This is a genomic window from Mesorhizobium sp. WSM4898 (assembly GCF_029625845.1).
Classification (GTDB): domain Bacteria; phylum Pseudomonadota; class Alphaproteobacteria; order Rhizobiales; family Rhizobiaceae; genus Mesorhizobium.
Genome location: NZ_JARTVQ010000007.1, coordinates 73,864 through 88,156, shown reverse-complemented (window position 1 = coordinate 88,156; position 14,293 = coordinate 73,864). Strand labels below are relative to the sequence as shown.

At 56.4% G+C, this 14,293-nt stretch carries 9 protein-coding genes and 4 pseudogenes; 3 read left to right on the top strand and 10 right to left on the bottom strand.

What is annotated here, in order from left to right:
- Positions 1-108 precede the first annotated feature (108 nt).
- From P9228_RS24300 to P9228_RS24285, 4 genes are all read right to left on the bottom strand, one after another.
- Positions 109-2,448, bottom strand: coding sequence for a penicillin acylase family protein (locus P9228_RS24300; RefSeq protein ID WP_063170375.1), 2,340 nt, complete (start codon positions 2,446-2,448; stop codon positions 109-111).
- A 352-nt stretch (positions 2,449-2,800) separates the two neighbouring features.
- Positions 2,801-3,544 (bottom strand): amino acid ABC transporter ATP-binding protein, encoded by a 744-nt coding sequence (locus tag P9228_RS24295; protein WP_135921822.1) that lies wholly within the window; start codon positions 3,542-3,544, stop codon positions 2,801-2,803.
- A 94-nt stretch (positions 3,545-3,638) separates the two neighbouring features.
- Positions 3,639-4,613 (bottom strand): amino acid ABC transporter permease, encoded by a 975-nt coding sequence (locus P9228_RS24290; RefSeq protein ID WP_063170377.1) that lies wholly within the window; start codon positions 4,611-4,613, stop codon positions 3,639-3,641.
- 60 nt (positions 4,614-4,673) lie between these two features.
- Entirely contained in the window at positions 4,674-5,516 is an 843-nt protein-coding gene (locus P9228_RS24285) for a transporter substrate-binding domain-containing protein (protein WP_063169318.1), read from the bottom strand.
- Positions 5,517-5,974: 458 nt separating this feature from the next.
- On the opposite strand from P9228_RS24285, the pseudogene P9228_RS24280 reads away from it, so the two are divergent.
- Together P9228_RS24280 and P9228_RS24275 are read left to right on the top strand one after the other, a co-directional pair.
- Positions 5,975-6,352: pseudogene (locus P9228_RS24280) on the top strand (alanine dehydrogenase); the annotation flags it as partial.
- Positions 6,353-6,706: 354 nt separating this feature from the next.
- The gene (locus tag P9228_RS24275) at positions 6,707-7,924 is read left to right on the top strand and encodes a serine hydrolase (protein ID WP_063169320.1); all 1,218 of its coding nucleotides are present in this window, start codon (positions 6,707-6,709) and stop codon (positions 7,922-7,924) included.
- A gap of 505 nt (positions 7,925-8,429) precedes the next feature.
- On the opposite strand, the pseudogene P9228_RS24270 reads toward P9228_RS24275, so the two are convergent.
- Together P9228_RS24270 and P9228_RS24265 are read right to left on the bottom strand one after the other, a co-directional pair.
- A pseudogene (locus tag P9228_RS24270) lies at positions 8,430-8,816 on the bottom strand (transposase); the annotation flags it as partial.
- A 269-nt stretch (positions 8,817-9,085) separates the two neighbouring features.
- The gene (locus P9228_RS24265) at positions 9,086-10,741 is read right to left on the bottom strand and encodes an MFS transporter (RefSeq protein ID WP_063169321.1); all 1,656 of its coding nucleotides are present in this window, start codon (positions 10,739-10,741) and stop codon (positions 9,086-9,088) included.
- Between the two features lie 581 nt (positions 10,742-11,322).
- On the opposite strand from P9228_RS24265, the pseudogene P9228_RS24260 reads away from it, so the two are divergent.
- Positions 11,323-11,489 (top strand): annotated as a pseudogene (locus tag P9228_RS24260) (IS21 family transposase); the annotation flags it as partial.
- Positions 11,490-11,889: 400 nt separating this feature from the next.
- Here P9228_RS24260 and P9228_RS24255 read toward each other — a convergent pair.
- From P9228_RS24255 to P9228_RS24240, 4 genes and pseudogenes are all read right to left on the bottom strand, one after another.
- On the bottom strand, positions 11,890-12,096 hold the full coding sequence (locus P9228_RS24255) for an SDR family oxidoreductase (protein ID WP_199489648.1): 207 nt from the start codon (positions 12,094-12,096) through the stop codon (positions 11,890-11,892).
- Positions 12,084-12,365: pseudogene (locus tag P9228_RS24250) on the bottom strand (SDR family NAD(P)-dependent oxidoreductase); the annotation flags it as partial. The gene P9228_RS24255 and the pseudogene P9228_RS24250, both read right to left, overlap by 13 nt.
- Before the next feature lie 27 nt (positions 12,366-12,392).
- On the bottom strand, positions 12,393-12,590 hold the full coding sequence (locus P9228_RS24245) for an SDR family oxidoreductase (RefSeq protein ID WP_063169323.1): 198 nt from the start codon (positions 12,588-12,590) through the stop codon (positions 12,393-12,395).
- 739 nt (positions 12,591-13,329) lie between these two features.
- The gene (locus tag P9228_RS24240; protein WP_224570030.1) at positions 13,330-14,223 is read right to left on the bottom strand and encodes a polysaccharide deacetylase; all 894 of its coding nucleotides are present in this window, start codon (positions 14,221-14,223) and stop codon (positions 13,330-13,332) included.
- Positions 14,224-14,293: the final 70 nt, after the last annotated feature.

The window sequence follows — 14,293 nt, the reverse complement described above, 5'->3', positions numbered from 1 at the left end:
ATCAAAGTCGGCCGGCGGGCGCTAAAGTGTCGATCCTCACCTTGCCGCCAGGTGAGTTCGACCGATATGTTCCTGCTACAATGGTAAGCGGCCTATACTGTCGCATCCTCAACAGTCAGCGGGAGACAGGACGACCCTATGTTCGAGCTCCCTCCGTATGGACTCCTCTGAATATAACAAGGGCTTGTATTCGCCCCGTTGCCAATCGTGATTGAGGTCACGATAATGACTTGAGATCGGAACACCCGACTGACCTGGATTGTTAATAAAGAGACTGTCATCCCATGACCCAACGTCCATGATTATCCGCACTGACGGTCCTTCTGAAACAGAGAATTGGCCGCTTCGGTAACTCGAAAAATTGAGCGTTGAGCTACTTCCGCCGAGGGCTATGGCGCCCAACGACCATTGTTCAGACGTCAGTGCCTGCAGAGGGTGGCGCAAATCAAGCTTATGTATACTGCCCCATGCCCATGAGGCAGAATCGTCGCCAAATCGACATATGCATTCACTCCAGGCAGAAGTTAGGGATTCCATTATGGAATGCTTCAACTTTTCACTAGGCTCTGCCTGTTCGAGCCAAGAGGCTATGGCCGAAGGCTGTAAAGGCACGAGCAGTGCCAACACTTCATCGTCAGCGCTTTCTAAGCGAGCTACTGTCGGGCCAAGGTGTTTGCTAAGCCAAATCTCAAAGAACGCGGCGGCTGGCGAACTCGCATCCAAATGCCGGTCCCAGTTAGAAAATAAGTGCAACGCAGGCATGTTTGCAACCGAACCGAGAAGAGTGTCTAGTTTCGCAAGAATACGAACTGCTATCGGCGAATACACCGAACATTGCAGCGACATGCAGTCCCGCAACGAGATCTTCTCTGATCGTGAGAGAGTTGTATGAAGGGTATCATGTCTGCTGCTGTCAGACCACTCGTAGCCAAAAGCAGGATGCGATCTACTCCATTCCTCCGGAACATTCATTGCGTTGGCAGTGGCGACAAAACCTTTGGCGGGGTTCATCTCGAACGGCCCATCGTCCGGTGACAAATACCCTTCCCATTCGAACCGACCGTCTCCTGGAACCGGAAGCAGGCCGTCCCAATTTCTTCGGACCGGAGCCGCACCTGACGGTTTCCACGCAATTACATTCGACGTGTCCGCATAGATGTGATTAACTGAAGGACAACCCCAGTTTGCTAGACTGGAGGTGTATTCTGAAAATGTCTTAGAGCGCATTACGGCCAAGCTGGCCATGTAAGGTGCCATGCCGGGATCCATCCATACGGTTCTCAGTGCGAAGGCGCGGTCTTTTTCAGCATTTTGGTTTAAAATGGGTCCATGGCGTGTGAACTGAAGCTTTACCTCCTGGTCGGTGTGGGCGCGAACTGGAATTTTCTCGTGTATAGTCTTCACCTGCTCCCAGGCCCCTTTATATAAGTATTTATTTCCCTCACTCTTGGTTTCGTAAACATAAATATCTTCTTGGTCAGCGCCGAAAATAGTCAGACCAAAGGCGGCTGTCCCGTTGTGACCCATGGAGATTCCTGGGATCATAGGCTCTCCAGCGCCAATTACATCGAGCCCGGGCATACTCAGGTGTACAAGATACCTGATGGACGGAAGGACGTGCTTGCGATGCGGGTCTAGAGCAAGGATTGGTCGCTCCGTTGTGGTTTTTGTTGCGGATATGGCCCAGTTGTTTGAGCCCTCTTGGAACACCGTCTGCATGATCTCATCACTCGGTGTTACGCGGGTCCAACGGTCAGCTTCCTGAAGACTTGCTGCAAGTCTTTCCCTCGAGAATGAGACGGGACAGATTGCCAAGCGAAAATCCTGCAGTACTCGATCTGTCATAAAGGCGAGGTCAAGGCCCTCCGCTGGTCGTGGCGCTATCGGAGGTGACAATTCTTGTCTCAACCTGTCGAGGCGGGTACCTCGTTCCACACCTGCCAATGCCATCACCCTGCAGCGCAGAAGCTCCGAAATCGCATTTCGGGTTAGTGAGTGCGTTCGCACGCGAACGACGTCTTCGGGTTTCCAATAGTCGGGAGTGTGACCGAGGAGGCCAAACTCGGGTGGCAAGGCAATCAAACCGTCATGGCAACTGTCTACGTAGGAATTGATCCCCTCGGCAAACGCTGAGCATATCTCTTCGGAATCCGGGCCGTACGCCTGCCATTCTGCACTCATGGCTCCGCGAAATAAAAAGAGACGCGCCGCCCGATCCTGCTCCAAATATCCGGGGCCAAAGTCTCGTGACAGGAGACCGAGACCTCGTTTGCGCGCAATATCAATTTGCCAGAGGCGGTCTCGAGCTGCATTCCAACCCTGCGCGAAAAATAGGTCGTGCAAGTTCTGAGCCTTGATATGAGGAACCCCCCATTTATCAATGTCGATCGTGACCTCACTCTTAAGCTTGTCGGAGCTGTGGCGGTCGAAGGTTATGTTCTTTAACATGTGTTGATCCGTTTGGTTCACCCAAAGATGGTCGGGAATCTGCCAGAGGACGACGTCTGCAGATTGTGGTCGGTTGCGGGCAGAGGGTTGAGGCCGCACTCTTGCAACCTGATCATGTGTGGCGAGCCAATCCTCAGCGCGCCTGGACGCGAACTGGCACGGTGGGCTGCGCACAAGCTCAGCGGGATCCTACTCTCGCGCTTCCGGGAACGAGGCGCTTGCCGAGAACGCTCTGATGTATGTCAGCCAATACGTACGAATACAATATCCGCACATGTTGTCTCGCTGGCCTGAGGCAACGCATTCGATACACAGTAACTCGGTCGAACGGCCTCGTTGAAGGATGGCTCCCTCAATGCGACAAGATCTGGCTGAGAAACAATTTCGTTCTTTCGTGCTGCGGGTTTCTGAAGAAGTCGTGCGGTGTACCCTCTTCGACGATCTCACCTCGATCCATGAAGATTACTCGATCGGCCACGGCGCGCGCAAAGCCCATCTCGTGGGTGACGCATACCATGGTCATGCCGTCGCGTGCGAGTCCGGTCACAGTCTCGAGCACTTCAGCGACCATCTCTGGATCGAGCGAGGAGGTCGGCTCATCGAAGAGCATGACTGCAGGCTCCATACAGAGGGACCGGGCAATTGCGACGCGCTGCTGCTGTCCCCCGGAGAGCTGAGCCGGATATTTGTTCGCCTGTTCGGGAATGCGCACGCGCTCTAGGAATTTAAGCGCGATCTTTCTAGCCTCACCCTCTGGAACGCCCTTTATCCACATCGGCGCCGCCATACAGTTCATCAGCACGGTCATGTGCGGGAAAAGATTAAAGTGCTGAAAAACCATGCCGACGCTTTTGCGAACTTCAGCTACGTTGCGCATTTTGTTATGTAACCTAATCCCAGTGACGGTAATCTCGCCATCCTGGTGCGCTTCGAGCCGATTGACGCAACGGATCAGCGTCGACTTTCCCGAGCCTGAGGGCCCACAGATGACGATACGTTCGCCCTTGCGGACGGTTAGGTTGATGTCAGTTAGTGCTCTGAAGGCACCATACCATTTGGATACATTCTTAGCTTCGATGACTTCGTCGCTCAATATTGCATCTCTCTTGTTCATTGGCGCATCTGTAAGTGCCTTGAAAATGGCCGAACCAACTTAGACGTCTTTTTTAGCTTGACCAATGAATTCACGATCATCGCTTCTTACTTCTGGCAAAATGGTCCTCGATCCGGGATTGGACCAGTTCCAGGCAGGCGGATAAAATCCAATAAATCATTGCCGCTGTTACTAGCATCTCCATAGTATGGAAGGTTGGCTGGCCGAGTGAGTGAGCTAGATACGTCAGCTCCCAAACGCCAAGAACCGAAACGAGAGAGCTGTCTTTGAGCATTGAGATGAACGTGTTTCCCATCGGGGGAATGATAACCGGAAGCGCTTGCGGCAGAATGATTCTGCGCATTGTGAGCGCAAAGCCGAAACCTAATGACCGGGATGCCTCCCACTGGCCGCGATCGATGCTGGCTATGCCCGAACGGAAGATCTCCGTCATGTAGGCACCACTGCATAGCGAAAGCGCCAACACGCCTGCAGGCACGGCATTAATAACGTAACCTACCTGGGGCAAGCCCATGTAGATCAGATAAACCTGCATGAGAAGCGGCAGACCCCGGAAGCATGAAGTGTAGAAGCTGACTATCGCGTAAGCCATGCCGTTGCTTGACAGTTTCGCAATCGCGCCGATTATTGCGATAGCCGACGCAAATAGCAGTGACATCGCTGATACGTAAACTGTAGTAACTACCCCCTGCGTAATTAGAAATGGCAGGTTTGCCCAAATAAATGGCATGCTTAAGTCAAATGCCGCGAAGAGCGAAAGGAACAGTAGCACCAACTCAAACCATACGATCCCGATTTGGATTTTGAGCGGGACAAAACCAATCAGCACGAGGTTGAGGCAGAACATTGCGGCAATTACAAAAGCGATCGCAATGCGACTGTAAAACTTCACTTGTGCGTGATCGCCAATCACGGGCCGTAGGAGTTCGCCCATCGTGGTGCCCGCTACGTTGAAGATAAGAAAAACCGCGAGCACAATTGCAAATATGCAGCCGATAAACCATGGCTTGTGGACGAGCACCTCAGATTCAACTGTATCGTGGTAAAGCATAAGCATTTTCTTCCTAAGAAGAGGCGCCCCCGGGAAGGGGACGCCCACGATTGTGTCATGTTATTTATCGACGCTGAAATCCCCCCCGAACCACTTGACCGAGAGTTTAGCAAGAGTGCCGTCATCCTTCATCTTCTTGACCGCGGCAGCGACCTTGTCGATAAACTCCTTATCGCCACGCTCGATTGTGACAGCGCCCGGGGCGTAGAATAAGGGATCGCCAATAACCTTCAATGGATAGCCAGATTTGATTGCCGCAGCCGCCGTCGTTCCTTCAGTAATGACGCCATCGAGACGAACACCATCGCCGAGGCGCAGGTCGTCAAGCGTAAGAGAGTTAGCACTTGGATAAGCCTTCACTTGGCCCGCTGTAAATTGATATTGTATTGGCTTAGCGCCGATCCATGCCGGTGTGAGCTTGTGATTGGCATACAAATCGCCAAGAGTTCCCGCTCGGACGCCGACGATCTTGCCCTCCAGGTCGGAAGGCTTCGTCGCTTTGCTATCCTTGTGAACGACAGCGACTTCGCCTTCGTAGAAGTACATGGCCGGGAAGGCGAATTTTTTGGCGCGATCGTTGGTCGGCGTCATTTGACCCATGGCCATGTCCCAACGCCCCCCCCACTGGCCTGCCTGAATGATATCCCAGCCCGGGGTCACGAATTTGATCTTCACGCCCAAGTAGTCCGCAATGCCCTTCGCGACCTCTACATCATCACCGTCGAGTTCATGTTGGTCGTTCAAGTGAGACAAGGCTCCCCAGTCGGACCCGACCGCTACCGTCAATGTCTGTGCCGCGAGCACACGATCAAGGACTTCGCCGGCGCAAGCCTTGGCTGACAAAGACATCGACGCAACCGCCATGGAGACTGCAACTACGACCGTCGTTACATGATTGTTCATCTATAGTTCCCTTTTTTCTCGTTCTTATTTTCTTGAAAGCTACCTTCGTCGCCACCGAGAGGAGTGTCTTAGCGGTGCGCCATTGCTCCCTGCTGATTGGACCCATCCCGGTCCGTCATTTAACGAACGACACCTTATCGCTCTGCATTGTTGGCATTCAGCGAAATCGAGTTCGATGATGCAGGTTTCCTGCGAACTACCCTTGGCTTTCGCCGGATCGCTCTGGCGATTTCACAAAGCACGGATACCCTGGCCTCAGAGAGGTCGGCGAACTCGCCAACTCGCTGGACTCCGAAGGCTGCAGATTGCATCGCCACAAGACGTCTTGTTTGGAAGGATCTAAACTGGACTGGCGCGTTGAATTACACCTTGCAGGGCTGACTCTGGTCACGTGGGAACTGCGGTCCAAGCCCCTCTCTCTCCCTAATCTCGACCTCCCTAATCTCGACCTCCCTAATCTCGACGACCTCTTCGCCGGCCGTGTGCGCACCCGCTACTCAACCGTCGGGGCGCTCGAGGAAGAATGCTTCTCTGCCGACATCGTGGTCGGGGCCGTGCTGATCGCCGGTGCTGCCGCGCCAAAGCTCGTCACCCGCGAAATGATGTCCGGCATGAAGAAGGGCTCGGAGCTGGTCGACGTCGCTATTGACCAGGGCGGTTGCTTCGAGACGTCGCATGCGACGACTCAAGCCGAGCCCACCTACGAAGGCGACGGCGTTATCCACTATCGCGTCGCCAACATGCAGAGTCGCCCATGCCATTTCGCGATTTCTTGCCTTGCGAGTTCGCACGTATCCCTCTGGGTCAACATCGTTGATAGACCAGAGAATTTTTGACTCATCGTAGCTCGGACAGCGGAGACGCGTTACAATTGTCAACCCGTTCGGACCCGGTTTAATCGAGATGTACTCGGCATACTGCGCATGATGGCTCATGCCTCTTGTAGCTGGAAGCGTTCGGCAAGTTAGGTCCTACTTGCCACGCGAGAGCGGGGCCGCAAGTATGCGCCGGCCGCAATACAACGCTGATTTGCTGCGTTGTCGAGGACATTTCGCATAGAATGCGCGCCTGCCGCTGCTATGATCATAACATGTTGTGATTTAGTCCAGTCCGAACTCCCGAGGTTGGGTCGCAACTCTCGATAGCCAGCTGGCGCCGGGGGCGCCTAGGCATGAAATTGGATCCCATGTATGACAGAATTCAAACAACGGCAAACCGTCGGTAACGCGTCGGAGAGCGTACTCGAATTCGACGGACAGCAATACCTGGACGGCCGTGCATCGGATCCTCGCGAATTTGGCTGGATGCGCGGTGCGCCGCCGCCGCCAGACAAGCGTGTAACATTCGAGAATGAAACTGTTTGGACCTTTCCTCAGCTTCGCTGGTCGCTATCGCATATGCGTGAGCTGCGGCCCACAGTCCAAGTGTGGCGAGGGCGGGGCGGACCGTCGCAGCTTGAGTGCAGCAACAGGTCTACCGAAATCGATGGGCTCACGTTCGTCGACATGGACGACCGCACCAACCGGTTCGAGGAGGCGCTATTCGACACCTACACCGACGGCATTTTGGTCCTGCATCGGGGGCGGATCATATACGAACGATACTTCGGCGCACTCGCGCCGCACGTACAACATTCGTGTCAGTCAATCACCAAATCGTATGCGGGCACCCTAGCCGCGGCGTTGGTGCATGAGGGCATTCTCGACGACAGGAAGACAATATCGCAGTTTGTGCCGGAATTACGAGGTACAGGGTGGGAAGATGCAACGCTCCGCCAAGTCATGGACATGCAAACTAACGTTGCTTTTACTGAAGATTACACAAGTGTAGACAAGTCATATAGATGCGAATACCTGCGTACCATACGAAAGGAAGGGGCGCACGGCAAATTTGTCTACAAAGGCGTCGATACCAATGTTATGGCTTGGGTTATGTCGCGCGCAACGGGCCGGTCGTTCGCACAACTGTTGGAGGAGCGCTTATGGTTGCCACTGGGCTGCGAAGAAGACGCCTATGTCGAGATCGACCCGACAAACGGTATGCCGAGGGCGCATAGCGGACTCAATGTGACGTTGCGCGACTTGGCGCGTTTCGGCGAGCTGATGCGATGTGAAGGCTCGTGTAATGGCAAGCAACTGGTTCCCGCGAGTGTTGTCTACGACCTTCAAGATCTCGACCACCCCGCCAAGCCGGACCTCCCATTCGGCTATACATACCGAAGCCAATGGTGGGTATCACACGACGAGCTTGATGCTATTGAAGGTCGGGGCCTTTACGGCCAGAACCTGTACATAGCGCCAAAGGCGGAGATGGTGATTGCGCGCTTCGGGTCGCACCCCGCTTGCGACCACATTGATCGGATTAGAAGGCCGCAGATGCAGGCATTGGGGAGGATGCTCCGCGCGTAACTTGATGCACTAGACGGTCACCGCGCTTGTTTAGGAATTTCCTGCAAATTCGCGGTTGAAGAACTGGGGCGCCTACGCCGAATTCCTGCGTTCGGCTAGGGGGCAATTGGCGCAAAAGGCCTGTAGACGCTGCTACGCTTATGAAGTAAATACCAGAAGCCTCGCTTCCCATATGCATAATGCAGACCGATCTGGCTCGCTTTTGCTGAGGAAACAATGATCACCGAACATTGCATATTGATTGGGGCCGTCGCGACTTTGTATTGCGAGAATGGAACCGGTGGACCTATTGTATTCTTGCATGGTGCCGCTTTCGGGCTTATCCGTCAGCTTGACCTGAAACAAAACCCAACCCAAACATCAACGAGACCCAGGATCAGACCGAAAAATGGCCGCCTTCAAATCGGAATGCTGGCCGGAATGAAATCGGAATGACTGGCCGGCTTCAAATCGGAATCGGTGGCCGGCTTCATCGGAATACGCAGGCAATGGTATCGGCATCAGTGGCAGCGCTCTTGCGCTGCTTCTGGACGGTGAGATCGGCGGTTACCTGGGAAAGCCGGGCGACCAGCGCCTTGAGCCGCTGCTGGGCCGCGCTCGGCGGCAGCGTCGGCTGCAGCCGTTTGACCTCGCTATAGCGGGCGATGACGGCGGCGTCGATCCTGTCGGTCTTCTCCAGGAAGCCCATCGCCTCGGCGAATCAGCGTACGCTCCTCGCATTGGCCATGCCGCAGGCTACTCCCAACTCCCACGACAGCAGGAAGGGAAGCCGTTCGTAGCCGCCACTGGCCTCCATGACGACGAGCTCGACACCATTGACCTAACACCAGGCAGCAAGCTCGGCTATGCCTGCCGCATCGTTGCGAAAGCGGCCCGCCGCTCCGCTCGGCACGACATGGGTATCGAGCCAGTCTTTCGAAACATCCACTCCACAGATAGTCTTGTTCACGGTAACCTGCCTTGTGCGTGCGATTGGAGCCAAGCGACTATTCGGTCGTACGTGACGAAGGCGAAGATCCCAGGCTCACCCACGGTTGTGGCCGGAGGGGTGTCGGGCGACTTCGCCTTGCTTCGAACCGGATGGCCATCCGGTTCGAGGCTCAGTCGCTTCCATCGCACAAAGTCCTCTGCGTGCAGATACAAGGGGTTAACCTCGAAGAGTCAGTGTCGGAGAAAATAACGTGCTGATTCATCGGACTTTAGGGCCGAGCTTGTTGGTCGCTCGATAAAAAGCATGATTTTAGGCGGAAGCTGTCCTGCATGCAATTTCAGCACTTGTTTACCCAATTCCTTGTCTGCTTCCGTGAGACGATGGTTCAGGCGAAGGTAGTCGGTCCAGGTCGGCGTGCGGAATGTCTCTATCCATTGCATAGGCTCCTGAAGGTTGCGCTGGAGAGTCCAATGACGAGCGCCGACGCGACTGTGCACATGCCGGCGCGCCCGCATGAGTTCCAGGAATGCTTCGCGATTTTCCTCGGGCACTAGGTACTCGACTTTGACCACGATGGGACCGCTTCTTGGCTTGAGATTGAGGGCGACTGCCGGTGCGTCGAAGTCCTCCAAAGCATCTGGATCGGATTCGCGGCGCTCGCGAAGGGGAAACAGGAGGCCCGTGGCGGCGACCAGCAGAAGGGCTCCAGCGGAGCCCTCCAGTGCCAAGGTCAGTGAATGGTTCTGGGCCACCGTGCCCCACACCCAACTGCCCGCTGCGATGCCGCCATCGATCAATGCATAGTAAATCGAGATGGTGCGCCCCACGACCCAGCGCGGGCTTGCCAGTTGCACGGTCACGCCGACCCCGGACCAGGCGGTGACCCAGCCCGCGCCACCCATGGCGAGTGCAATTGCCGCCACTGCAATCGAAGAAGTCAGCGCAAGCGAAAGGGAGCATGCCGCGCAGGCGACGCATGCGAGCGTCATCAGCCGCTCTTGTGACAAGCTCCGTCTGAACACGCTGTTCGAGATGCCGGCGAAGACGGCGCCTGTCCCGAATCCGGCCATGAGCGTGCCATAGGCGAGCGGTCCGCCTCCCAGCTGGTCGCGGACAACCAGCGGCAGCAGCGCGAGAATGGCGATGCTCGCCAGACCAAAGAGGGTTCCGCGAGTGATCGCCGTCTTAATCTCCGACGACATCGCCGTGAAGCGTAGCCCGTCATAGATCGCCGTCCTCATCGACTCACGTGGGAGAGGTGATGAGCGAACCATCCACTTGCAGCGCCATATGGTTACCAAAGGGACCAGATAGGTAAGACTGGTTACGGCGAAAGCCGTCATCAGCCCAAAAGAGGCAACTACTATGCCACCGAGCGCCGGGCCTACGGTCCGAACAGTGTTGAAGCCAACGGAGAGGAGCGTGACGGCGGCGGGAACGTCGCGTCGGTTCACCATATCGCCAACCGAGGCCTGCCAGGCTGGATCGTGGAGAGCGCCGCCGCATGCGATCAAGAAGCTGAAGCCGAGGATCATCCACGGATCGACAAAGCCCAGCACCACAAAAGCCGTCAGCATCGCAGATGCCAATACCATAAGGCACCGGCCGGCGAACATGACCCGGCGCCGGCTGAAATTATCAGCCAAGGCCCCGGCGAAGACGGATAAGATGAACGCTGGCAGGTTTGAAGAAGCCTGAACCAGCGCGACCATCAGATCGGAAGTCGAAATCGTAGCCATCAGCCAGCTGATGGCAACAGTCTGCATCAACCAGCCGAGCGAGCTGACCTGCGTGGCGAACCAGATTGAACGAAAGCTCGGATTTCTGAGGGGCGCAAATGCTCCTGGCGAATTTGGATCGGCGACTTGGTCCGCAAGACTGCTCATCAATCTAACTCTTGCCTATGAGCCAGTTTTACATTGCTCCGACAGCCAGCAGCCGCCCAACCCGTTGAAGGTCCGAATCGGCCAATGTGCGCAAATAGTTACAACGCCCGGCAGGAGATTGAACTCGCTGCCGGGCCGATGCGCCTTGGGAGGAGGCGTAGTTGGAACCTTTGTGAAGACTTGGAACCAGCCGCATCAGGCCAGCCTACACTTACAATATGAGGATCAGACCACTCCAGGATTTTAGTGCATTGAATGGGTACTCTTCCAGCAATCCTCGCCAACAAATGCAGGAGATCGGCGTCGAGCTCCTAAATCTGCATAATATCGGTGATTCGCGGGCGAGCAGTGCAGTGGGCACATTCTCCAAGCTAAACGCTGAACGGGCTTTTTGCTTCTCAAATCGCCATAACAGGGAGAGATGGGCAAATACTACTTCAATATGCTCCCAAGGACGCTGAGTTGACTGCAGCCTCAGCAGAGCTCTCCGCGTGCCTTTTTGCGGCTCCCCGCGGTGCTCGCGCCCGCCGCGCCTGCAAAGGCTTTCCTCAACAGTCGTTCAGTTCGAGCAGCCTTTGCCAACTCTGACTCAAAAGCTGCCCGACTGGATTGACGGCCTCAGCTTCTTCGGCGGGTCACTGAGGCGATCCGTCTGCTACAACCTGGTGTGGCCAAGGCGCTGTGGTTCGCGCCGACGCTGAACGCGACCGTTGCGACAATGACCGAGCAGTACGACACTGCCATATTGATCGCTGGGAAGCGCGCGAAGGGTAAATTCAACTTGCCCACCACCGCGATCAAATGTGCGCCGGGTAATGGCGCCGCTAACAGGATCGACCACCGGAACCGGTTACCGGCAGAGTCGGTCTGCATCCGGGAATTGCAGGGCCATCCTGTGTATAGGCTTAAATTGCGCTATTCTTCTCTACTGTGACAGGCGGGAGCCGCCGTCGACGGGGATCACTGCGCCCGAGACGTAGAACGCGTCGTCCGAAGCAGGAAGGCGATCACCGCCGCCTGCTCCTCCGGCGAGGAGACGCGCTCGAGCGGATTGGCGCGACCATCAGGCGTTGGTAGCTGCGTACGTGCAGCGCTCGAGTCATGTCGGTGGGGACCACGCCGGGCGCCACCGCATTCACGGTTATACCCTACAGGCCCTGCTCGCCGGCCTGCTGGAGCGTGAGATACGCGATCCCGGCCTTGGCCACCGAATAGCCTACCGTTCCGGGATAGCCCGTAAGCCCGAGGATCGAGCTGACATTAATGATCCGCCCGCCCGGCTGGCGCATCCGCGGCCGCAACTCGCGGGTCAGGCTGATGACTGCACGCAAGTTGATATCGATCAGCGGGAACAAAAGGCATCGTCAGTATCGGCGAGCGACTTCGAACCGCCAATGCCGGCATTGTTCACGAGGACGTCGAGCGTCTCGATCCTTGCGGCATCCAAGGCGGCCAGAACCCGCCCTGCGGCGTCGGGCATGGCCAGATCGCAGACGAGCGCCGTCTGGCCAAGGCCCGCAGCTGTGTCGTGCACTTTATCCAGAACATCCACTAGCAACACCCACGCCTCTTCCGAGCCAAGCCACGCCGCTGTTGCGGCACCGATCCCGCGCGCCGCGCCGGTGACGACGACAGTGTTTCTGACCGGAGCTTAGGCAAGGCTGCCTCCGTCGACCGTAAGCGCGGCGCCGATGGTGAAGCCCGCCGCATCGTCCAGCAGATAGCCGACAGCTGTCGCCACCTCGGACGGCAACCCCATTCGGCCCATCGGATGCGCAGCGATGATCTTCGTCCGGCGCTCGACCTGTGCCGCTTCTCCCCGGGCGAAGGCGACGCCGGCCTCGGCCAACGGCTGGCGATGGTTCCGGGGCAGACACAGTTTGCGCGGATATTTCTGCCGCGTGGTTCAGCGCCAGCGTGCGAGTCATCATCACAACCGCCGCCTTGGTCACCGAATAGATCGGCACGTCCTTCGAGGCCTGCAGACCAGCAGTCGAGCTGAAGAGCACCACCGATCCGCGGCCAAGCTCGCGCATCTGCGGGATGCAGCTTGCAGATTCGCCAAATGGCCCCGACGTTGAAGCTGAACATGGCTTCGTACCCTTCACGTCTATCAGCCGCTTCATCGCACCGTAATGCCAGCGGCCGCGACCAAGCCCTCAACCGGCCGGCCAAAGCTCTCGCGGGCGAGGTCGACCAGCCCTTCCAGCATCGCCGGATCGGTCACGTCGCAGACAACTCAACGGGCACCAGGACAGGCGGCCAGAGTTTGGTCCAGAGCCTCTTGCGACAGGTCAGCCAACACCAAATCCGCTCCACCCGCCGCCAGCAGTTTGGCACTGGCCGGGCCAAGCGCGCCACCCGCCGGTAATCAGCACCGTTTTTCCGGCAAAGGTCGTGTCAATCAAGATTGTAGTCCTCCTCCAAGATAAGAACTCCCACTGTACCCGCTCTGAAAGCGAATACCGGACAGCGGATGATCCGCGTCATTCCAAATCCATTGGTGACCGCCGCAACGGTCGAGGCGCAGGACGGCTTGCGCCGCCCCAAGAACACCGCACTCTACCGGCGTTCCTGTCTGAGAGTTTTCAGAGACATGAGGACGCACGCTCGGCGACCTGATGATGTGTGGCGAACCAAACGTCACCCTTTGCTTTGGCGCGTCGAATTAATTCTTCTACGATCCAGATCCGTGAGCGATATCCAATGACGTGTGGATGCAGAGTCAGCTGAAATAAATCGGCATCTTGATAGGCCCCTTCGAACTCCCGAATAAATACAGAAAGCACGTCGTCGACTGATAAATCTGGCCGTGAAGACCCATCGGGACTCATCCAAAGATAAGTGGCATCGTCTCGAATCCATTCGACCGGTATTTCAATCACTCCCGTGGGTTCCTCGTCTTCCAGCAGCTCATAGCAACTATCATCGGCCATAAGGGATGAGTCGTATGTCAATCCGGTTTCACGTATGATCCGTAGAGTTGCGTCGGAAAAATCCCAGGAAGGCGTTCGAATTCCCGTCGGGCGTTTGGAAGTGATTTTTTCAAGAGTGTCGGCACTCCTCATCATTAAAGAGCGCTCGCTCTCTGCGCTCAGTTCCGAGTTTAGCTCGTGTATCCAGCCGTGCATGCCAATTTCATGGCCTTCATCGACAACTGCGCGTTGCTCGTCTGGATACAACTGAGCGATCACAGCGGGAACGAAAAAACTCGCCGGAACGTCGTACTTTCTCAAGAGTTCCAAAGCCCGAGGCATCCCTCGTCGGCTCCCGTACTGACCCCAGGATAATCTGCTTAGCGATCGCCCTCCCCTGCGCAATTCGTTCGACTCATGATCGACGTCGAACGAGATGGCGAAGGCACAGCGTTTACCGCCGGGCCACATTGGTCTTAGTGCCTTGCCCGCTCTGACTTTGTTGATGCGCCGCCGCCAATGGCTTTCAGGCCATTCCCAGGGATTGAGTGCGGTCGAATTGGCCACCAGTTCCTCCTGAGCAGTGTCTGCATTGAATTCCGCCGAAAACTCAATGAGCGGAACGCGGCACCAGCTC

Excerpts from the sequence above, each read along its gene's own strand:
- P9228_RS24300 (WP_063170375.1), bottom strand. The coding sequence starts at position 2,448 with ATGTTAAAGAACATAACCTTCGACCGCCACAGCTCCGACAAGCTTAAG.
- P9228_RS24290 (WP_063170377.1), bottom strand. The coding sequence starts at position 4,613 with ATGCTTTACCACGATACAGTTGAATCTGAGGTGCTCGTCCACAAGCCA.
- P9228_RS24285 (WP_063169318.1), bottom strand. The coding sequence starts at position 5,516 with ATGAACAATCATGTAACGACGGTCGTAGTTGCAGTCTCCATGGCGGTT.
- P9228_RS24275 (WP_063169320.1), top strand. The coding sequence starts at position 6,707 with ATGACAGAATTCAAACAACGGCAAACCGTCGGTAACGCGTCGGAGAGC.
- P9228_RS24265 (WP_063169321.1), bottom strand. The coding sequence starts at position 10,741 with ATGAGCAGTCTTGCGGACCAAGTCGCCGATCCAAATTCGCCAGGAGCA.